We start from the raw sequence: 18350 nt of genomic DNA on the forward strand, positions 1-18350 counted from the left end.
TGCTGGCCGCATCAGGACATGGAGGGACCGGGCAATGGCCGAAGCCGAAGCCGCAACCAGGGCCCGCGCACGCGGCGGGCGCCGGGCGCGCCAGGCGCTGCGCAGCGCGCCGCAATTCGACATGCTGCCGGGGCTCGAGCGCAACCTGCCGCTCTGCGAGCCGATGAGCGAGGAACAGATCCGCCGGATCGACGATGCCTCGATGGCGATCCTCGAGGAGGTCGGCTGCGTCTTCCGCGACCCGATCGCGCTGGCGGACTGGCGCCGCGCCGGGGCGGATGTGCGCGGCGATCGGGTGCATCTGGACCGCGGCCTGGTGCGCGACCTGATCGCGACGATCCCCGAGCGGTTCACCTATCTGGCGCGCGACCCGGCGAAATCGGTGGCGCTCGGCGGGCGCAGCGCGATCTTCGTGCCGATGACCGGGGCACCCTATCTGCGCGATCTCGAGGACCGGCGCCGGCTGCCGACGCTCGAGGATCTCGCGATGTTCCACAAGCTCGCGCACATGGCGCCGGCGCTGCATTCCTCGGCGCATCACATCGTCGAGCCGATGGACATCCCGGTCAGCCATCGCCACCTGCACATCACCTATTCCTCGATCCGGCACTCCGACAAGACCTTCATGGGCATGACCACCAGCCCGAAGAATGCCGAGGACGTGCTCGACATGGCGGCGATCCTGTTCGGCGCCGACACGCTGGAGCGCCAGCCGGTGATCACCGGCAACTGCAACGGCAACTCGCCGCTGGTCTGGGACGAGACCATGCTCGGCGCCATGCGCGCCTTCTGCCGGCGCAACCAGCCGGTGCTGTGCTCGCCCTTCGTGCTCGGCGGCGCCAACACGCCGGCCTCGATGGTGCCGACGGTGGTGCAGCTCAATGCCGAGGCGCTGGCCGGGCTGGCCTATACCCAGGTGATCCGCAAGGGCTGCCCGGCGGTCTACGGGCACTACCTCGCCACCGTCTCGATGGCCTCCGGCGCGCCGATGGCCGGAACGCCGGAGATCTCCCTGATGAACTTCATGATCGGGCAGATGGCGCGGTTCTACGGCGTGCCCTGGCGGACCTCGAACACCCTCGGCGGCGCCAAGGTGCTGGATGCCCAGGCCGGCTACGAGAGCGCCGCGACGCTCTCGGCGGTGCTGCATGCCGGGGCCAACTACATCTGGCATTCGGCGGGCTGGAACGAGGCCGGGATGCACTGCTCGGTGGCCAAGTTCATGGTGGATGCCGAGCAATGCGCGATGGGCCACCGGATGGCCTCGGGCCTGCGCTGGGACGATTTCGACGAGGCGCTGGCGGCGGTGCGCGATGTTGGCCCCGGCGGGCACTATCTCGGCCACCCGCACACCCAGGCGAATTTCCAGCGCGCCTTCTTCATGCCGAAGCTCTTCGACAACAACGCCGTCGAGCAGTGGCAGGCGGAGGGCGCCATCGAGACCCCGGAGCGGGCGCTCAGGCTGGCGCGCAAATGGCTGGGGGACTACGAGGCCCCACCGCTCGACGAGGCCATCGACGAGGCGCTGAAGGACTACATCGCCCGCCGCTCGCGCGAGATCCCGGCGGTGGACGAGCTCAACCAGCAGCACTGAGCGCGGCGGCGCCCCGGGCCTCTCCCCGGGGCGCCCGCCTCACATCGCCTCACATCGTCTCGCCGAGCGCGTCGGCCACGGTGAAGATGTCCTTGTCGCCGCGGCCGCACATGTTCATCACCAGGAGCGTGTCCTTCGAGAGCGTCGGCGCCAGCTTGGCGACATGGGCCAGCGCATGGGCAGGCTCGAGCGCCGGGATGATCCCCTCGGTGCGGCAGGAGAGCTTGAACGCCTCCAGCGCCTCGGCATCGGTCACCGAGACGTATTCCACCCGCTCCATGTCGTGCAGCCAGGCATGTTCCGGCCCGATGCCGGGATAGTCGAGCCCGGCGGAGATCGAGTGGCCCTCGAGGATCTGCCCGTCGGCATCCTGCAGCAGATAGGTCCGGTTGCCGTGCAGCACCCCCGGCCGGCCGCCGGTCAGCGAGGCGGCGTGCTCGTTGCGCTCGTCCACCCCGTGGCCGCCGGCCTCGACGCCGACGATGCGCACCTCCTTGTCGTCGAGGAAGGGGTGGAACAGCCCCATGGCGTTGGAGCCGCCGCCGATGCAGGCGACCAGCACGTCCGGCAGCCGGCCCTCGGCGGCCATCATCTGCTCGCGGGTCTCCTTGCCGATGATCGACTGGAAGTCGCGCACCATCGCCGGATAGGGGTGCGGCCCCGCCACCGTGCCGATGCAGTAGAAGGTCTCCGAGACATTGGTCACCCAGTCGCGCAGCGCCTCGTTCATCGCGTCCTTCAGCGTGGCGCGGCCGGAGGTCACCGGCACCACCTCGGCGCCCAGCAGGCGCATGCGGAAGACATTGGGCTTCTGCCGCTCGACATCGGTGGCGCCCATGAACACGACGCATTTCAGCCCGAAGCGGGCGCAGACGGTGGCGGTCGCCACCCCGTGCTGGCCGGCGCCGGTCTCGGCGATGATCCGGGTCTTGCCCATGCGGCGGGCGAGCAGGATCTGGCCCAGCACGTTGTTGATCTTGTGCGCGCCGGTGTGGTTCAGCTCGTCGCGCTTCAGGTAGATCTTCGCCCCGCCCAGCTCCTCGGTCAGCCGCGGCGCGAAATAGAGCGGGCTCGGCCGGCCGACATAATGCTTCCAGAGATCGTCCATCTCGGCCCAGAAGGCGGCGTCCTCCCTGGCGCGGTCATACTCGGCCTCGAGCTCGAGGATCAGCGGCATCAGCGTCTCGGCGACGAAGCGCCCGCCATAGATGCCGAAGCGGCCCTGCTCGTCGGGTCCGTTGCGGAAGCTGTTCGGTGCGGTCTCGTTCATGTCTGTCTCCTGGCGTTCCCCATCGGAAATAGCGCGGGACGGCGCGCACGTCGATGGGCATGGGGTGGACCTTTGGCCTCTGCGCGGTATGTCTTTCCGGAAGACTGACCGAGCCGCAGCAACAGGAGGAGCGCATGGCGACCACCAGAGGCAGGGCATCCGAGGACAAGGCCGAGGACGGCCCGGGGCTCGAGGAGCTGAAGGCGCAGATCGAGGCGCTGCGCAAGGATGTCGAGGGGCTGGCCGAGATCGCCCGCGATGCGGCCTCGGCGCAGGGCCGGCGCGGCGCGGCCGCGGCGCGCGACAGGGTCGAGGAGCTCTCGGAGAGCGCCAGGGAGGCGTATCGCGCGGCGCGCGACGATCTCGGCCAGCGCGGCGAGGCGGCGATCGACGAGACCCAGGAGATGATCCGCCGCAACCCGCTGGCGGCGATCGGGATCGCGCTGGCCGCAGGCTGGCTCATCGGCAAGCTGTCCTCGCGATGAGGCGGAGCGCCGCCCTCGCCGCCGATCTGGCGCGTCAGGCCGAATACCGCGCCCGGCTGCGCGCCGAGCACGGGCTGCAGCGCTGGGCGCTGGCGGCGACGGCCGGGGTGCTGGCCTTCGGCGCGCTGGTCTTCGCCTCGGTGGGGCTGGTGCTGCTGCTCGGCCCGGTGATGGGCGTCGGGCTGGCGGCGCTGCTGGTGGCGGTGCTCTGGCTGCTGGCCGCGGTCGGGGTGCTGATCGCGCTCCTGCAGGCCTGGCGGCGCAAGGAGCCCTCGATGCTGCCCGACGATGCGCCGGACCGGATCGTGACCGCCCTCGGCGCCGATCTCGGGGCCAATGCCCCGCTGGTCACGCTGGCCGCCTTCGTCGCCGGGATCCTGGCCGGCCGGCAGCGCTGAGCGCCCGCCGGCCACGGGCAGGGCGCGCGGCCACGGGCAGCGCGCTCAGAGGCTGAGTTTCATCCCCTGATGCGTCGCCTCGAAGCCGAGCCGCTCGTAGAAGCGGTGGGCGTCGGCGCGGCGCAGGTCGGTGGTGAGCTGCACCAGCCCGCAGCCGGCCTCGCGGGCGCGGCCGATGGCCGCCTGCATCAGCGCCTCGCCGACGCGCTGCCCGCGCGCCGCGGCGGCGACGCGCACCCCCTCGATCTGCGCCCGCGTCAGGCCGCGCCGCGACAGGCCGGGGATCAGCGTGACCTGCAGGCAGCCGATCAGCGCGCCGTCGCGCTCCGCCACGAGATAGACATTGCCCGGCATCGCCTGCATCGCCGCGAAGGCCCGGGCATAGGCCGGGTCTCCCGGCGCCTCGCGGCCCCTGCCCAGCCCGTCATCGGCGAGCAGCGCCACGATCGCCGGAACATCGGCCGCAACCGCCTCGCGAATCCTCATGGTCGCTCCTCCGCCAAGAACCGCGCGATCGCCGCCGCCAGCCGCGGCCAGGCCGGCTCGCTCTCCAGCACCACGTGGTTGGGGCTGTCGAGCGCCAGGAAGCGCGCCCCGGGGATCGCCGCGGCAAGCCGGCGTCCGGCCTCGAAGGGCACGATCTGATCGCCCCGGCAATGCGTCACCAGCACCGGCAGGTCGAGCCGCGGCAGCGAGTCGCGCACGTCGATGTCGCCGAAGGCATCGAGGATCCGCCGCGCGGCTTCCGGCGTGGCGGAGATCTGCTGCAGCCGGTTGAACCAGCCATGCAGCGCCGCGTCGCCCTCGGGGAAGAACAGCGAGGAATAGAGCTGGCGCCAGGCCGGCAGCTCGGAGCCCCAGCCCACCGTCACGAGATCGAGCAGCGCCTCGCGCTGCGCCGCCCAGTCGGTCTCGCCGATCCGCCGCCAGCCCGCCGCATAGCCGCCATGGAGCACCATGCGGCTCACCCGCTCCGGGTGCCGGCGGGCATATTCGATGGCGATCGCCGCGCCCTGGCTGATGCCGAGCAGCGCCACCCGGTCGAGGCCCAGCCCGTCGATCACCGTCTCGAGATCGGAGACGAAGGCCTCGAAGGTGATCGCCTCCGCCCCGCGGTCCGACAGGCCGTTGCCGCGCTGGTCGTAGCGGACATAGCGGTTCCGCGCCGCGAGCGCCGCCACCCAGTGCCGCCAGACCGGGCTCTCGAGGTCGTGCTCGAGATGGGTGAGGAAGGACGTGGTCTTGACGATCACCGGCCCCTCGCCGAGCGAGGCATGGGCCAGATGCACCCCGTCCGGCGCGGCGAGATAGCGGATCTCGGCCGGTGTGGCGGGGGCGGCCGGTGCGGCGGCGGCAGCCGCAGGGGGCAGGCCTCCGGCCGCCTCCACCTGCCCGAGAAAGCGGAAGCCCCGGCGCGGCACGGTGCGGATGATCCGCTGCGCGCGGCCGTCGTCGCCGAGGGCGGTGCGGGCGGCGTTGATGCGCGAGGCGATCGCCGCATCCGAGACGATGCGCCCGCGCCAGACCGCCTCGATCAGCTCGTCGCGGGAGATCAGGCGGTCCGGGTTCGCGGCAAGGAAGCGGATCAGCGTGAAGACCTGCGGCTCCACCGGCACCACGCCGTCGGGGCCGAGCAGCTCGCCGGTGCCCGGGCAGAGGCGATATCCTTCGAAACGGAGCTCGTCGGGGTCTCCGGTCATCGCGCGCCACCTGCCGGAAGGGAAATCTCAAGGAAAACACAAGCGGATCCGAAGCGAAGGGTCAAGCGGGCCGGCGCCGGCGGCGGTAGCTCTCGGGGGCAGGGAGCACGGTGCTCCCGCCAGAGAGAGGAGAGCCGAGATGACCGAGATCCAGACCCGCCCCGCCCGGACTGCCGAGATCGCCGGGACGCCGGAGAGTTTCTTCCTTGCCGATGGCCGGATCGACTATCCCCGCGCGCTGGCCGCCGGGCGGCGCTGCCGCTCCGCCGCGGTCTGCGCCGCCGGGGCCGGGGCGGTCCGGGGAGCCCGGCAGGCCGCCGACGCCGCGGCATCGCAGGGTGCCGAGACCGGCCGGAGCCTGCTCGGCCGGCTCGCCCGGTTCTGGCTGTCGCCCAGCCCCGTCATCCGGTGAGCGGGCCCGAGGCGGCATCGTCGGGCCCGGCCCGGCGCGCGCCTCCGGCCGAGGCCCGGTCGCAGCAACCGGTCAGCAGCAGGTCGGCCGCCGCCACGATGGTGAACATGCCGATGGCAAGATAGGGCAGCAGGTGCTTCTCGAACTCGAAATACCCGTCGGCGACCACGATGAACACCGGCGAGACGATCAGCGGCAGCAGCAGCGCCGCCGGCACCGCCCGGCGCGCCGCCGCCGCCGCCACGAAGAGCCCCACCCCGAGGCTCAGCACATGGCCGAGCCGGGCCAGCAGCCAGGCCCAGACCTCGGCCAGCGGCCCGGGATAGAGATAGTGCAGCCGGTAGTCCGCCCGCAGCGCGGTCAGCCAGCTCTCGCGGGCCACCGCCAGCGCCAGCGCGGGATCGCGCAGCAGCGTGCCGAGATAGGCCGGCAGCCGCCCGTGCACGGCCAGCGCGCGCTGCTCCTCGCGCGGCAGGGCGGTCATCTCGGGCCAGTAGGGGCTGCCCCAGTGATGCGCCACGCTCTCGGGCAGGCCGGTATCGGCGAATCCGGTGCGGCCGAGGCGGTCCTGCTGCACGCCGCGGCGGGCGAGGAAATCCCGCTCCGGCCAGGTCGAGACCGCGGCCGAGGACAGCGCCAGCCCGTCGAACACGCGGTTGTAGGCGTTCGGCACGCCATAGCGGATCTGGTTGCGCATGACGCCGAGCCCGACCACCACGACGAGAAAGCCGAGCATCAGCACCCGCGCCCGCGGCGGCTCGCGCCACAGCACCAGCGCCACCGGCAGCAGCATCAGCACCATCGAGGGCTTGGCATAGATCAGCAGCGTCGTCGCCAGCACCAGCCAGATCGGCGGGATGCGGCGCCGCACGGTCCCGAGCAGCAGCGCCGTCCAGCCCGGAGCCAGCGCCAGCACCGCCGCCTCCTCGAAGGGCGAGTTGAAATAGCCGACCAGCACCGGGCAGAGCAGGATCGCCGCGATCGCCACCGCGGCGGCGAGCTTGCCGCCGCGGCTCGGCAGCGCCCGCATCAGCAGCAGCACGCCGCCGAGGAACAGCGCGAGATAGGCCGCGGTCAGCCAGGCGATGTCGAATCGCGCCGCGCCGAGGGCCTTCGCCGCCAGCGCCGCGCCCTGGGCGATCAGCGCCGAGAAGCTGTCCGGTACCAGCCGGCGGAGCTCGTTCTCGCCGATCTCCGCCATCGGATAGGTGCGGCCCGGCGCCGGGTCCCCGATGCTCGCGGCACGCGGGACGAAGGCCTTGTCGAGCACGCGGTAGCCGTCGCCGTTGTCGGCGAGGCCGATCCCCTGCCCCTCGATCAGCAGCAGCGCGCCGCACCAGCCGAGCAGCAGGAGCAGGCCGGCGATCGCAGCGCGCCGCAGCAGGCTTGCATCTCCCGCGCTCACCCGCGTCGCCCGTGCCCGTGTCGCGGCCCCTGCCCGGAATCGTGGCCGGAATCGTCTCCGGCATCACGGCCGGGCGCCGGCCCGCGCAGGTTTGCCGGGGCACCGGCGCGGCCCGCCGCGGCCAGGAAGGCGCGGATCCTGTCCGGGTCCTTCACGCCGGGGGCGCTCTCGACGCCGGAGGAGACGTCGAGCTGCGCCGCCCCGGTCACCGCCACCGCCTCGGAGACGTTCTCCGGGGTCAGCCCGCCGGCCAGCATCCAGGGCCGCGGCCAGCGCCGCCCGGCGAGCAGCCGCCAGTCGACAGCGAGCGCATTGCCGCCGGGGCGGGTCGCGCCCTTCGGCGGCTTGGCATCGATCAGCAGCTGGTCGGCCACCGGGGCATAGCGCGCCACCGCCTCGAGATCCGCCGCCTCGCGGACGCCGATCGCCTTCATTGCCGGCAGCCCGGTGCGCGCCCGGATCGCGGCGACCCGGTCCGGCGGCTCCTGCCCGTGCAGCTGCACCATGTCGATCGGCAGCCCGGCGAGCAGCTCGACCAGCGCATCGTCCGGGTCCACCGCCAGCGCCACCTTGACGACGCCCGGCGGCGCCGCGAGGGCCAGCGCGCGCACCGCCTCGGCGCCGAGACTGCGCGGGCTCGGCGGGAACATCACGAAGCCCAGATAGGCCGCCCCCGCATCGGCCGCCGCGGCCACCGCGGCCGGGTCCATCAGCCCGCAGATCTTCACGCGCACCGCAGCGCCTCCCCGCCGTCCGTCCATCGGAAATCCGCCCCGCTCGGCGCCCGGCCCGGGCGCCCCGTTCACCCCGGACGCCGGCGCCGCGCCGGCAGCGCGGGCATCTCGTCCTCGCCCTCGCCGAGCCGCAGCGAGAGCCGCTTGATCTCCTTGCGCAGGCGCCAGACCTCCTCGGTCTTCTCTTCCACCTGCCGGCGATGCTTGGCCTCGCGCACCCATTCCATCACCTGGCCCACCACGATGCCCACCAGCACCGCCGCGAAGATCACCGCCGCCAGCGGCACCCCGCGCAGCTCGGCCTCCGGCAGGCCGAGTCCCTGCGGCAGAAGGAATACATCGACAGGGGCCCGGTTGGCCACACCCACGACCACGAGCCCGAGCCCGAGCACGCTCAGCACGCCAAGCCTGACTATCCGCATCGGCAGCCTCCGCCCGGAGGGGCCGCAGCCCCCAGGGTCAATCCGAGTTCATGCGCTCGCGCAGTTCCTTGCCGGCCTTGAAGAAGGGCACGGTCTTCTCCGGCACCTCCACCGCCTCGCCGGTGCGCGGGTTGCGCCCGGTGCGGGCGTCGCGATTCTTGACCGAGAAGGCGCCGAAGCCGCGCAGCTCGACCCGGTCGCCGCGGGCCAGGGCCTCGGTGATCTCGTCGAACACCGTGGAGACGATGCGCTCGACATCGCGCAGATAGAGATGCGGGTTGTCCTCCGCGATCTGCTGGACCAGCTCGGATTTGATCATGCGACCCCCCCGTTACACGGCAAGACCCTGTAGGTTCAGGGTTTTTACATTCGGCCAAGGGTTGCACGCGATCTCCCCTGCGTCAACGGCAATGCCGCTCGACTGCATGCGGGCGGCATCAGCCGGTCCAGATCGCGAGCAGCTGCGGCCCGGGCGCGAACTGCACCGGCGCGGCCGGCAGCCAGGCGCGCATCCGCTCCTCGATATCGCCGAAGGGGAAGGGCAGGTCGGTCTTGTCCCAGCGATAGTCGCGCTGGCGCAGCTCGGCGGAGATGTCGTGCGTCTCGGCCAGCCAGTCCCGCGCCGCGCTCTCGTCGCCGAGCGCATCCACCAGCCCCAGCGCCGCGGCCTGGGCGCCGGAGAAGACCCGCCCGTCGGCGACCTCGGCGAGCCGCGGCCCCTCGAGCCCGCGGCGCTCCGAGACCAGCCCGGTGAACCAGCCATAGGCGTCGAGCACCAGCGCCTCCATGGCGGCGATCTGCTCCGGCGTGTGCGGGCTCACCGGGTTGGGCGCGGCCTTCAGCGGGCTCGACTTGATCTCGGTGAAGGAGACGCCGAGGCGCTCCAGCAGCCGGGTCGCGTCGGGCACCGAGCTGACCACGCCGATCGAGCCGGTGATGGTGTTGCGCCGGGCGAAGATCCGGTCCGCGCCCATTGCGGCGACATAGCCGCCGGAGGCCGCCACCTCGCCGAGCACCGCCACCACCGGCTTCTCCGCGGCGACGGCGCGCAGCCCGTCGAACAGCGCCTCGGAGCCCACCACGGTGCCGCCGGGGCTGGAGATCGAGACGATCAGCGCCTTCACGTCGTCGTCCTCGGCGATGCGCTTCAGCGCCGCCTGCCGGTCGCGGTCGGAAACGATCACGCCGTTGATCTCGATCCGCGCGACATGCGCGCCGCCGCCCTTCGCCGCGCGCCAGGGCACCAGCGCCACCACCACCGCGAGGATGGCGAGAATCGCGAGGATGCGCCAGAAGGCGAGGCGCTTGCGCAGGCGGCGGCGTTCGATGATGGCATCGGCAGTGGCGGGCATGGGCTGTCTCCGGTTCCCGATCCGTGTGCAAAGGGGTAGGGCGGCGCGGCCCGTCTGGCAAGGGCGGAGCGGGCGGTTGGCCGCGCGCCGGCCCGGCCCGGCGCGCCCTGCCGCCGAGGAGCGCCGCATTGTTGGAGAGCGCCGCCAGGGGCCCGGCGAGGCGCAGGGTGCCGGCCATTGCGACGGCAGCCGCGACCGGCGGAGCCTCCCGGCGCGATGCGCCCGCGGCGGCATCGCGATCCGCGACTCGGTGGTGGCCCCGCCCTTCTCCCGGTCGTTCAGGCCGGCGGTTCCACCAGCCTCGACACGGGTGCCCGCGCCGATCCGGTGAACGCCGCGCGGGCCGGTAGCCATTCCCCGGGGGATGGCCCCACCCTTCGCCGTCGCCCTCCTGGTCGTTCAGGCCGGCGGTTCCACATGCCTCAATCCGGGGGGCTGCGCCGGTGCGGTGATTGCCGCGCGGGCCGGAAGCCAATCGCCGGGCGATGCCTTCGGTAAGCGGCCGGGCAAGGCACGGGATGCCTTCGGGACGGACTTCCGCCGCAGGGCGCGAGGGGAGCCGGACGCTTCCGGCTGCGCGACCGGATGCAGGCCCGCAAGCTCTCGGCGGCGCGCCGGCCGAACGGCGCCGCCGCGCGCCTGGCCGAGCCGTCGGCGCAGGGCCCGTGCGCGGCCGTGAAAGGCGCGCCGGGCGACCGGCCGATTGCCGGCGGCGGCGGTGCCAGAACGCGAGAAGGGCGCGGGGGTGGCCCCGCGCCCTTCGGTTCCGCTGGCGATGCGGGCGAGGATTACTCGCCGCGATCCTTCAGCGCGGCGCCGAGGATATCGCCGAGCGAGGCGCCCGAATCGGAGGAGCCGTACTGCTGCACCGCCTCCTTCTCGTCGTCGATCTCGCGCGCCTTGATCGAGAGCGAGATGCGCCGCTGCGCCTTGTCGAGATTGGTGATCTTGGCGTCGATGCGGTCGCCCACCGAGAAGCGGTCCGGCCGCTGCTCGGCGCGGTCGCGCGACAGGTCGGAGCGGCGGATGAAGGCCTTCATGCCGTCATGCTCGACCTCGATGCCGCCATCCTCGATCGCCGTCACGATCACGGTCACCACCGAGCCGCGCTTGACGCCCTTGGTGGCCTCCTGGAACGGATCGCCGCCGAGCTGCTTCACGCCGAGCGAGATGCGCTCCTTCTCGGTATCGACATCGAGCACCACGGCACGGACGAGATCGCCCTTCTTGTACTCGGCCATCGCCTCCTCGCCGGAGCGGTTCCAGTCGAGGTCCGAGAGGTGCACCATGCCGTCGATATCGCCGTCGAGACCGATGAACAGGCCGAACTCGGTGATGTTCTTGACCTCGCCCTCGACCTCGGAGCCCGCCGGGTTGTTCTCGAGGAACGCCTCCCAGGGGTTCTGCAGGCACTGCTTGAGGCCGAGCGAGACGCGGCGCTTGGAGGGATCGACATCCAGGACCATGACCTCGACCTCCTGGGAGGTGGAGACGATCTTGCCGGGATGCACGTTCTTCTTGGTCCAGGACATCTCGGAGACGTGCACCAGGCCCTCGACACCGGCCTCCAGCTCCACGAAGGCGCCGTAGTCGGTGATGTTGGTGACGCGGCCGGTCCATTTCGAGCCGATCGGGTACTTGGTCTCGACCGAATCCCAGGGATCCGCCATCAGCTGCTTCATGCCGAGGCTGATGCGCTGGGTCTCCTTGTTGACCTTGATGACCTGCACCTTGAGGGTCTCGCCGATGGAGACGATCTCGGAGGGGTGGTTGACGCGGCGCCAGGCCATGTCGGTCACGTGCAGCAGGCCGTCGACGCCGCCGAGATCCACGAAGGCACCGTAGTCGGTGACGTTCTTGACCACGCCGTCGACCACATCGCCCTCTTTCAGCTTGGCGACGATCTCGGCGCGCTGCTCGGCGCGGCTCTCCTCGAGCACGGCGCGGCGCGACACGACGATGTTGCCGCGGCGGCGGTCCATCTTGAGGATCTGGAAGGGCTGCGGAACGCCCATCAGCGGGCCAACGTCGCGCACCGGGCGCACGTCGATCTGGCTGCCGGGCAGGAAGGCCACGGCGCCGCCGAGATCGACGGTGAAGCCGCCCTTGACGCGGCCGAAGATCGCGCCCTCGACGCGCTCGCCCTTGTCGTTGGCGGCCTCGAGACGGTCCCAGGCCTCCTCGCGGCGGGCCTTCTCGCGGCTGATCGCGGCCTCGCCGCGCGCGTTCTCGACGCGCTCCAGGAACACCTCGACGGTGTCTCCCGGCTTGAGCTCGGCCGGCTTGCCGTGCGCGCTGAATTCCTTGAGGTCGACCCGACCCTCGGCCTTGAAGCCGACATCGATGACCGCCTGACCGTTCTCGATCGCGATCACCGTCCCCTTGACGACCGAGCCTTCGTCCGGGGTCTCCTTCTCGAGGCTTTCGTTCAGCAGGGCCTCGAATTCGTCCATAGTGGCAGTTGACGCCATGTGCGTTAGGTCTCCTGAATAGATTTACCGGCCGGCCGGTTGGTTCCGGCGGTCTTTCCTGATCCTGGGTCGGGAGCGGCACGAACACGCCGGCATGCGAGCCCTCAGCGGACCCGCGCCAGCGCCTGCTCGATGATGTCGACCGCACGTTCGACGGCCTGCTCTATAGTCAAATCGGTGGTATCTATCAAGTGTGCATCGACCGGTTTCGTCAGCGGCGCATCGGCGCGGGAGGCGTCGCGGCTGTCGCGCTCCTCGATTTCGCGGCGCACCGCATCGAGGCTGCCGGCGGCGCCGCCGGCGGCCATTTCCTCGTGCCGGCGCCGCGCCCGGGCGTCGAGGCTGGCGTCGAGATAGAGCTTGACCTCGGCCTGCGGGCAGATCACCGAGCCGATGTCGCGCCCGTCGAGCACCGCGCCGCCCTCGCGCCGGGCGAAATCGCGCTGGAACGCCACCAGCGCCTTGCGCACCCCGGCCATGGCGGCGACCTTGGAGGCCGCCCGCGAGGCCAGCGCGCCGCGCAGGTCGTCGCGCGCGAGGTCCGGCGGCGTCAGCTCGCGCGCCACCAGCTCGGCCAGCCCCTCGTCGAGCGTGCCGCGGCCCTGGTCGAGCGCCTTGCGCCCCACCGCGCGGTAGAGCAGCCCGGTGTCGAGATGGGCGAAGCCGAAGCGTGCCGCCACCGCCTTCGCCAGCGTGCCCTTGCCGGCCCCTGCCGGTCCGTCGATCGCCACCGTGAACTGCACGCCCGTCCCCGTCCCGTGTTTCCCCGCGGGGCAGGGTTAGGCCATAGGCCGGACGGAGACAAGCGCTCGCGGGCGGCGCTCAGCGCATCGCCCGCAGGCCGCGGGGGCGCGGCGGCGGCGGCTCCGGCGCGGCGAGATGCCGGGCGATCTCGCGCAGGCGCGGGGCGAGATCCTCGCGGTGGTCGATCTCCACCAGCGCCAGCCCGGCGCGGCGGCAGGCAGTGCGCTTGATGCGGTCGCGGCTCGCATGGCCGTTGCCGCGGTGGCCGGCGCCGTGGAACTCCACCGCCACCAGCGGCCGGCCGGCGGCGTCGACCACGAGAAAATCGAAGCGCTTGGCGGCGATGCTGCGGAAGGCGGCGAGCGATGCCGGGGCCGGGCCATCGGTGCCGAACACCGCGCCGAGCGCCACCTGCGCATGCAGGCTGGCGCCGCGCCCGGCCGCCCCGGTCTCCTCCAGCAGCCGCAGCAGGTCGCCGCGCAGCCGCCCCTCGGAGCGGTTCCAGATCGGTGCCGGGGTGACCGTGACGGCCGGGTCGGCGATGGGCTCGGCCGGGCGCCGCGCGGCCCGCAGCAGCCGCACCGCGGCGAGCGCGGCGGCGGCGAGGAGCAGCGGCCAGAGCAGGCCCTGCAGCCCCGCCAGCAGGTCGGGAACCGCGTCGATGCCGGTCATGCCCGAATCGCTCCGGCCAGCCCGAGGGCGGCGCCGGTCAGCCGGCCGGCTGGATGCGCGCGCCGAGCCCGGCCATCAGGGTGCGGAAATCGGGGAAGGAGGTGGCGATCGGCCGGGCGTCGTCGACCGTCACCGGGGCCCTGGCGCCGAGCCCCATCACCAGGAAGGCCATGGCGATGCGGTGGTCGAGATGGGTCGCGACCAGCCCGCCGCCGGGCACCGAGCCCGGGCCGCGGCCGTGCACGGTCATGCCGTCCTCGTGCTCATCGACCGCGACGCCGTTGGCGCGCAGCCCGGCCACCGTGGCGGCGATGCGGTCGCTCTCCTTGACGCGCAGCTCCGCGATGCCGCGCATCACCGTCGGCCCCTCGGCGGAGGCGGCGAGGCAGGCCAGCATCGGGTATTCGTCGATCATCGAGGGCGCGCGCTCGGGCGGCACCTCGACGCCGGCCAGCGCGGAGAAGCGGACGCGCAGGTCCGCCACCGGCTCGCCGCCCTCCTCGCGCGGGTTCTCGTGGGCGATCTCCGCGCCCATCTCGGCCAGCGTGGTGTAGAAGCCGGCCCGCGTCGGGTTGAGGCAGATGCCCGGCACCAGCACCTCGGCGCCCTCGGAGACCAGCGCCGCGGCCACCGGGAAGGCGGCCGAGGAGGGGTCGCGCGGCACCGCCACGGTCAGCGGGCGCAGCTCGGGCCGGCCGGTCAGCGCAATGGCATGGCCCTCCGGCGTCTCGCTCACCGAGACCTCGGCGCCGGCCGCCATCAGCATCCGCTCGGTATGGTCGCGGGTCGCCTCGCGCTCGATCACCACGGTCTCGCCGGGGGCGTTGAGCCCGGCCAGCAGCACCGCCGACTTCACCTGCGCCGAGGCCATCGGCGTCGCGTAGCGCACCGGCACCGGCGCCTCGGCGCCGACCAGCGTCAGCGGCAGCAGCCCGCCGCGGCGCCCCACCGCCCGCGCGCCGAACAGCGCCAGCGGGTCGAGCACGCGGCCCATCGGCCGGTGCCGCAGCGAGCCGTCGCCGGTGAAGGTGGCGGAGATCGGGCAGGTCGCCATCATCCCCATGATCAGCCGCACCCCGGTGCCGGAATTGCCGCAGTCGATCACGTCCGCGGGCTCGGCCAGCGCGCCGGTGCCGACCCCCTGCACGCGCCAGGCGCCGGGCCCGTCGCGGGTGACGGCGGCGCCGAAGGCGCGCATCGCGCGGGCGGTGTCGAGCACGTCCTCGCCTTCCAGGAGGCCGGTGATCCGGGTCTCGCCCACCGCCAGGGTGCCGAAGATCAGCGCCCGGTGCGAGACCGACTTGTCGCCGGGGATCGTCGCGGTGCCGGAGAGCCCGGGCGAGGCATGGGCGGCCAGACGCAGCGGGGCGTCCTCGCCGCGCGGCTCGTCGGCGGGCGCCGCCGTCATGTCGGTGGTGGATGAAGGCATCGGCACGTCTCCCGCTCGCTTGCGCGGGGATATAGCGCCGGGTGGGGCCGCAGGTCCAGTCCGGTGAGCTCGCCGGCCCGGCAAGATACCGGGCCGGCACGACGCTGGCACATGCGCCACCCATGCACGCAAGGCTACCCCCGCACACATATGCAAGCGCCCTCGCTCACCGCAGAGATCCCGCCGCATGCGACGGCCGGCAGCTCGGCCGTCTTGCGGGACCCCTGCGGCCCCACGCAAGATGTCTGCCAGCCGATCGCGGCCTGCGTGAGGCCGGCTCTGCCTTGGTTTCGCCCAATGTTGGGAGGTCTCGCCCAGCTTGGCCCGGAATCGGGCAGGATGCCGGGGGCCCGGCCCGTGCCCGAACCCTGGTCAGACGGTGCCGCGCCCGGCCCCCGCGCCAGGCTCCAGCGCGAGCCCCCGTGCCGCGAGCGCCAGGCCGCCGAGGCAGGCCAGCCCGGCCAGCGCATAGGCCGAGAGCAGCGCGGCGATCTCGCTGTGGCTCATCGCGGCGCCGCCCGGCGCGGCCTCGGCGGCGAGCAGCAGCGTCGCCGCGAACAGCAGCCGCCCGAAGAAGCTCTGGATCGAGAGATAGCTCGCCCGGCCGGCATCGCCGAGCAGCGGCTGGATGCGCGCCAGCACGAAGGGGCGGGACAGCGCGTCCGGCACCATGCGCAGCAGCAGCAGCCCGATGGCCAGCGCCGAATCGGTCAGCGCCATGAGCCCCGAGAGCGCGATCTGGAGCGCGAAGGCCGCCAGCAGGATCGCCGCCAGCCCGAAGCGCCGCCTGAGCCCCGGCGCCGCCAGCGAGGCCGCCAGCGAGACCGCCATCATCGCCGCCGTGACCGCACCGCTGACCAGCGGCGCCGCGCTCGCCAGCCCGAGCCCGGCCAGCGCGTCGAGGATGAAGGGCTGGCCGAAGACGAAGGGCACATGGCTCATCACGTACATCAGCACGCTCAGCGCCATCAGCCAGCGCAGCACCGGCTGCCCGAAGGCGGCGCGCAGCCCGGCGCGGTGCAGCAGCTCGGCCCCCTGCGGCGTGGCGGAGGGCAGGCGCTCGTGCGGCGGCTCGGCGAAGCGCAGCGCGATCGCCAGCGACGCCGCGAAGGCCAGCGCCCCGGCGAGGAACGGCAGCACCGCGTGCCCCGCCGCCATCGCGCCGCCGGTCAGCGCCGAGACCGCCAGCGCCGCGAAGGAGGCCCGCCAGGCGCGCAGCTCGTGGCGCTCGATCTCCTCGCCCCGGCCCTCCGCCGCCAGCGATTCGTAGAGCAGCGCGCTGTCGGTGCCCGAGGCGAAGGCCATGCCGGCGCCGATCAGCACCTGCCCGGCCGCCAGCGCCCAGAAGCCGGTGCCGGCCGCGAGCAGCAGCGCCCCGGCGAGGCTCGCCGCGGCGGAGGCGATCAGCGTGCGCCGGCGGCCGATCCGGTCCGACATCCAGCCCGAGGGCACCTCGAGCGCCGTGGTCGCGACATCGTAGACCGCGGCGAGCAGGATCGCCTCGGCGGGCGACAGCCGGCCCTGGAAATAGAGGAACCACACCGCCTGCCAGAACAGCAGGTTCTGCGCCGCCCGGAACCAGGGATAGAGCTCAATGTTGCGGGCGGTGCCGGGGGCCTGCACGGGCTCAGCGCCGGCGGAAGGTCAGGTAGTGCGGCCGCCGCCCCTCGCGCAGCGCCTTGCCCTCGTAGCGGGTGCCGGGCCAGTCCTCCCAGGGCTCGCGCCAGTCGGCGGGGCGCCCGGCGGTCCACTCGAATTCGGGATGCCGGCGCACCTGCTCGAGGCTGTGCCGGACATAGTCCTCGATATCGGTCGCCACCCGCAGCACCGCGCCGGGCGCCATCGCGCGGGCGAGCTGGTCGAGATTGTCCTGGCTGACGAAGCGCCGCTTCCAGTGCCGCTTCTTCGGCCAGGGGTCGGGATAGAGCAGGAAGGCGCGCTGCACCGAGCCCGCCGGCAGCACGTCGAGCAGGTCGCGCGCATCGCCGGGATGGATCGCGAGGTTCGAGACCCCGGCCGCCTCCACCGCCGAGAGCAGCATCGCCACGCCGTTGATGAAGGGCTCGCAGCCGATGATTCCGACATCCGGGTTGCCGCTCGCCTGGTGGATCATGTGCTCGCCGCCGCCGAAGCCGATCTCCAGCCAGACCGCGCGCTTGCCGGGAAACAGCGCCGCCAGGTCCATCGGGTCGCGTGCCGGGTTCTCCTCCCACGAGACGCCGGGCGGCGCGAGATCCTCGAGCCGGGTCTCCAGCAGCGCCTGCTGGCCCTTGCGCAGCTTCTTGCCGTGGCGCCGGCCGTGGAAGTTGCGCCAGGGGCGCGCGCCGGGGGCCGGAGGGGCGTCGGGGGTGTCGTCGGTGTCGCTCATGGCCGCCCTCTAGCGCGGGCGGCGCCGGCGCGAAACCCCCCGGGGCAGCCGGGCCGGGTTTGACCGAGGTCAGCGCGGCCGCCGGCGGCGCCGGCTAGGCTCGCGGACGATCTGATCGGAGCATGCCCATGACCCAGCGCATCTGCCTTCTGCTCGGCCACCCGGACGGGCAATCGGAGCATTTCTGCCACGCCCTCGCCGCGGCCTATGCGCGGGGTGCCGAAGCGGCGGGCCACCGGGTCGCGCGGCTGGACCTCGCCGCGCTGCAGCCCGAACCGCTGGGCTCGGCGGCGGAGTTCGAGACCGCGCCGGCCGGGCCGATGGCCGAGGCCCGCGCCGCGCTGGCGGATGCGACGCATCTGGTGGAGATCTTCCCGCTCTGGCTCGGCGGCATGCCGGCGCGGCTGAAGGCCTTCTTCGAGCAGCTCGCGCGGGCCGGCTTCGCCCTCGGCATCAGTGAGCGCGGCTGGCCGGAGGGCCGGCTGAAGGGCCGCTCGGCGCGGGTGGTGGTGACCATGGGGATGCCGGCGCTGGCCTACCGGATCTGGTTCCTCAACGCCGGCGTCGGGGTGCTGAAGCGGATGATCCTCGGCATGGCCGGCATCGCCCCGGTGCGCCAGACGACGATCGGCGGGGTCGAGGCGATGTCCGATGCCGCACGGGCGCGCTGGCTGGCGCGCGTCGAGGCGCTGGGCCGGGCGGCGCGCTAGGGCGCCGGGACTGCCGCGGGACGTTTCCGCGCCGGGCGAACCCCTGTTCCGCCCGGAGGTTCCCCCGGCAGCGCCGTGCGGAAGCGCCGCGGGGAAGGTTCGCTGCGAACATTCCGGCAGGGGTTCGGTCCGGGCACGGAAAAGGGGCGCCGGAACGCCCCTTCACCCGTGCCGGTCCGGCTGG

The 18350-nt window shown here is 73.1% G+C and carries 19 protein-coding genes; 5 read left to right on the top strand and 14 right to left on the bottom strand.

The features are described 5' to 3' along the window. Positions 1-34: 34 nt before the first annotated feature. The gene (locus tag QSJ97_RS06785) at positions 35-1594 is read left to right on the top strand and encodes a trimethylamine methyltransferase family protein (protein ID WP_285670921.1); all 1560 of its coding nucleotides are present in this window, start codon (positions 35-37) and stop codon (positions 1592-1594) included. A gap of 49 nt (positions 1595-1643) precedes the next feature. On the opposite strand, the gene trpB is transcribed toward QSJ97_RS06785, so the two are convergent. After that, positions 1644-2864: a tryptophan synthase subunit beta gene (gene trpB / locus QSJ97_RS06790; protein WP_285670922.1), complete on the bottom strand. Its 1221-nt coding sequence runs from the start codon at positions 2862-2864 to the stop codon at positions 1644-1646. Positions 2865-2998: 134 nt separating this feature from the next. On the opposite strand from trpB, the gene QSJ97_RS06795 reads away from it, so the two are divergent. Both QSJ97_RS06795 and QSJ97_RS06800 read left to right on the top strand, forming a co-directional pair. Beyond that, positions 2999-3349 (top strand): hypothetical protein, encoded by a 351-nt coding sequence (locus QSJ97_RS06795; RefSeq protein WP_285670923.1) that lies wholly within the window; start codon positions 2999-3001, stop codon positions 3347-3349. Then, positions 3346-3747 (top strand): phage holin family protein, encoded by a 402-nt coding sequence (locus tag QSJ97_RS06800; RefSeq protein ID WP_285670924.1) that lies wholly within the window; start codon positions 3346-3348, stop codon positions 3745-3747. Before QSJ97_RS06795 ends, QSJ97_RS06800 begins: the two co-directional genes overlap by 4 nt. 45 nt (positions 3748-3792) lie before the next feature. Here the strand turns inward: QSJ97_RS06800 and QSJ97_RS06805 are convergent, their stop codons facing one another. Next, positions 3793-4233 carry a GNAT family N-acetyltransferase gene (locus QSJ97_RS06805; protein WP_285670925.1) on the bottom strand — a complete coding sequence of 147 codons (441 nt, stop codon included), beginning with the start codon at positions 4231-4233 and terminating at the stop codon, positions 3793-3795. After that, positions 4230-5447, bottom strand: a complete 1218-nt coding sequence (locus QSJ97_RS06810; RefSeq protein WP_285670926.1) for an alpha/beta hydrolase — start codon at positions 5445-5447, stop codon at positions 4230-4232. The genes QSJ97_RS06805 and QSJ97_RS06810 overlap by 4 nt, the downstream gene beginning before the upstream one ends. Positions 5448-5586: 139 nt before the next feature. Here QSJ97_RS06810 and QSJ97_RS06815 point away from each other — a divergent pair, with 139 nt between their 5' ends. Beyond that, positions 5587-5859 (top strand): hypothetical protein, encoded by a 273-nt coding sequence (locus QSJ97_RS06815; protein WP_285670927.1) that lies wholly within the window; start codon positions 5587-5589, stop codon positions 5857-5859. On the opposite strand, the gene QSJ97_RS06820 is transcribed toward QSJ97_RS06815, so the two are convergent. The 11 genes from QSJ97_RS06820 to trmB all read right to left on the bottom strand — a co-directional run bounded on the left by QSJ97_RS06820 (position 5849) and on the right by trmB (position 17456). Next, positions 5849-7264 carry a hypothetical protein gene (locus QSJ97_RS06820; protein WP_285670928.1) on the bottom strand — a complete coding sequence of 472 codons (1416 nt, stop codon included), beginning with the start codon at positions 7262-7264 and terminating at the stop codon, positions 5849-5851. The two genes, QSJ97_RS06815 and QSJ97_RS06820, sit on opposite strands and share 11 nt — an antisense overlap. After that, complete coding sequence (locus QSJ97_RS06825) at positions 7261-7998, bottom strand: phosphoribosylanthranilate isomerase (protein ID WP_352231057.1); 738 nt, start codon at positions 7996-7998, stop codon at positions 7261-7263. The genes QSJ97_RS06820 and QSJ97_RS06825 overlap by 4 nt, the downstream gene beginning before the upstream one ends. A 68-nt stretch (positions 7999-8066) precedes the next feature. Then, positions 8067-8420, bottom strand: a complete 354-nt coding sequence (locus tag QSJ97_RS06830; RefSeq protein ID WP_285670929.1) for a LapA family protein — start codon at positions 8418-8420, stop codon at positions 8067-8069. Positions 8421-8457: 37 nt separating this feature from the next. After that, positions 8458-8739: an integration host factor subunit beta gene (locus QSJ97_RS06835; RefSeq protein ID WP_285670930.1), complete on the bottom strand. Its 282-nt coding sequence runs from the start codon at positions 8737-8739 to the stop codon at positions 8458-8460. Positions 8740-8857: 118 nt separating this feature from the next. Beyond that, on the bottom strand, positions 8858-9772 hold the full coding sequence (sppA, locus tag QSJ97_RS06840; RefSeq protein WP_285670931.1) for a signal peptide peptidase SppA: 915 nt from the start codon (positions 9770-9772) through the stop codon (positions 8858-8860). Between the two features lie 788 nt (positions 9773-10560). Beyond that, positions 10561-12243 (bottom strand): 30S ribosomal protein S1, encoded by a 1683-nt coding sequence (gene rpsA, locus QSJ97_RS06845; protein WP_285670932.1) that lies wholly within the window; start codon positions 12241-12243, stop codon positions 10561-10563. A gap of 104 nt (positions 12244-12347) precedes the next feature. Further along, a complete protein-coding gene (locus QSJ97_RS06850) occupies positions 12348-12986 on the bottom strand; it encodes a (d)CMP kinase (protein ID WP_285670933.1) in 639 nt (212 codons plus the stop codon). Between the two features lie 79 nt (positions 12987-13065). Further along, positions 13066-13659 carry a DUF2726 domain-containing protein gene (locus QSJ97_RS06855; protein WP_285670934.1) on the bottom strand — a complete coding sequence of 198 codons (594 nt, stop codon included), beginning with the start codon at positions 13657-13659 and terminating at the stop codon, positions 13066-13068. 37 nt (positions 13660-13696) lie between these two features. Beyond that, positions 13697-15067, bottom strand: coding sequence for a 3-phosphoshikimate 1-carboxyvinyltransferase (gene aroA / locus QSJ97_RS06860; RefSeq protein ID WP_434220895.1), 1371 nt, complete (start codon positions 15065-15067; stop codon positions 13697-13699). 393 nt (positions 15068-15460) lie between these two features. Continuing rightward, on the bottom strand, positions 15461-16711 hold the full coding sequence (locus QSJ97_RS06865; RefSeq protein ID WP_285670936.1) for an MFS transporter: 1251 nt from the start codon (positions 16709-16711) through the stop codon (positions 15461-15463). A 4-nt stretch (positions 16712-16715) separates the two neighbouring features. After that, positions 16716-17456, bottom strand: a complete 741-nt coding sequence (trmB, locus tag QSJ97_RS06870; protein WP_285670937.1) for a tRNA (guanosine(46)-N7)-methyltransferase TrmB — start codon at positions 17454-17456, stop codon at positions 16716-16718. A gap of 128 nt (positions 17457-17584) precedes the next feature. On the opposite strand from trmB, the gene QSJ97_RS06875 reads away from it, so the two are divergent. Beyond that, the gene (locus QSJ97_RS06875; RefSeq protein ID WP_285670938.1) at positions 17585-18166 is read left to right on the top strand and encodes an NAD(P)H-dependent oxidoreductase; all 582 of its coding nucleotides are present in this window, start codon (positions 17585-17587) and stop codon (positions 18164-18166) included. Positions 18167-18350: the final 184 nt, after the last annotated feature.

Origin of the sequence: Paralimibaculum aggregatum, assembly GCF_030270585.1 — a bacterium.
Lineage (GTDB): Bacteria > Pseudomonadota > Alphaproteobacteria > Rhodobacterales > Rhodobacteraceae > Thermohalobaculum > Thermohalobaculum aggregatum.

Bases quoted from the DNA above. Each gene is read 5' to 3' on its own strand.
- QSJ97_RS06785 (WP_285670921.1), top strand. From the start codon at position 35: ATGGCCGAAGCCGAAGCCGCAACCAGGGCCCGCGCACGCGGCGGGCGC.
- trpB (WP_285670922.1), bottom strand. From the start codon at position 2,864: ATGAACGAGACCGCACCGAACAGCTTCCGCAACGGACCCGACGAGCAG.
- QSJ97_RS06795 (WP_285670923.1), top strand. From the start codon at position 2,999: ATGGCGACCACCAGAGGCAGGGCATCCGAGGACAAGGCCGAGGACGGC.
- QSJ97_RS06800 (WP_285670924.1), top strand. From the start codon at position 3,346: ATGAGGCGGAGCGCCGCCCTCGCCGCCGATCTGGCGCGTCAGGCCGAA.
- QSJ97_RS06805 (WP_285670925.1), bottom strand. From the start codon at position 4,233: ATGAGGATTCGCGAGGCGGTTGCGGCCGATGTTCCGGCGATCGTGGCG.
- QSJ97_RS06810 (WP_285670926.1), bottom strand. From the start codon at position 5,447: ATGACCGGAGACCCCGACGAGCTCCGTTTCGAAGGATATCGCCTCTGC.
- QSJ97_RS06815 (WP_285670927.1), top strand. From the start codon at position 5,587: ATGACCGAGATCCAGACCCGCCCCGCCCGGACTGCCGAGATCGCCGGG.
- QSJ97_RS06830 (WP_285670929.1), bottom strand. From the start codon at position 8,420: ATGCGGATAGTCAGGCTTGGCGTGCTGAGCGTGCTCGGGCTCGGGCTC.
- QSJ97_RS06835 (WP_285670930.1), bottom strand. From the start codon at position 8,739: ATGATCAAATCCGAGCTGGTCCAGCAGATCGCGGAGGACAACCCGCAT.
- sppA (WP_285670931.1), bottom strand. From the start codon at position 9,772: ATGCCCGCCACTGCCGATGCCATCATCGAACGCCGCCGCCTGCGCAAG.
- rpsA (WP_285670932.1), bottom strand. From the start codon at position 12,243: ATGGCGTCAACTGCCACTATGGACGAATTCGAGGCCCTGCTGAACGAA.
- QSJ97_RS06855 (WP_285670934.1), bottom strand. From the start codon at position 13,659: ATGACCGGCATCGACGCGGTTCCCGACCTGCTGGCGGGGCTGCAGGGC.
- aroA (WP_434220895.1), bottom strand. From the start codon at position 15,067: ATGACGGCGGCGCCCGCCGACGAGCCGCGCGGCGAGGACGCCCCGCTG.
- trmB (WP_285670937.1), bottom strand. From the start codon at position 17,456: ATGAGCGACACCGACGACACCCCCGACGCCCCTCCGGCCCCCGGCGCG.
- QSJ97_RS06875 (WP_285670938.1), top strand. From the start codon at position 17,585: ATGACCCAGCGCATCTGCCTTCTGCTCGGCCACCCGGACGGGCAATCG.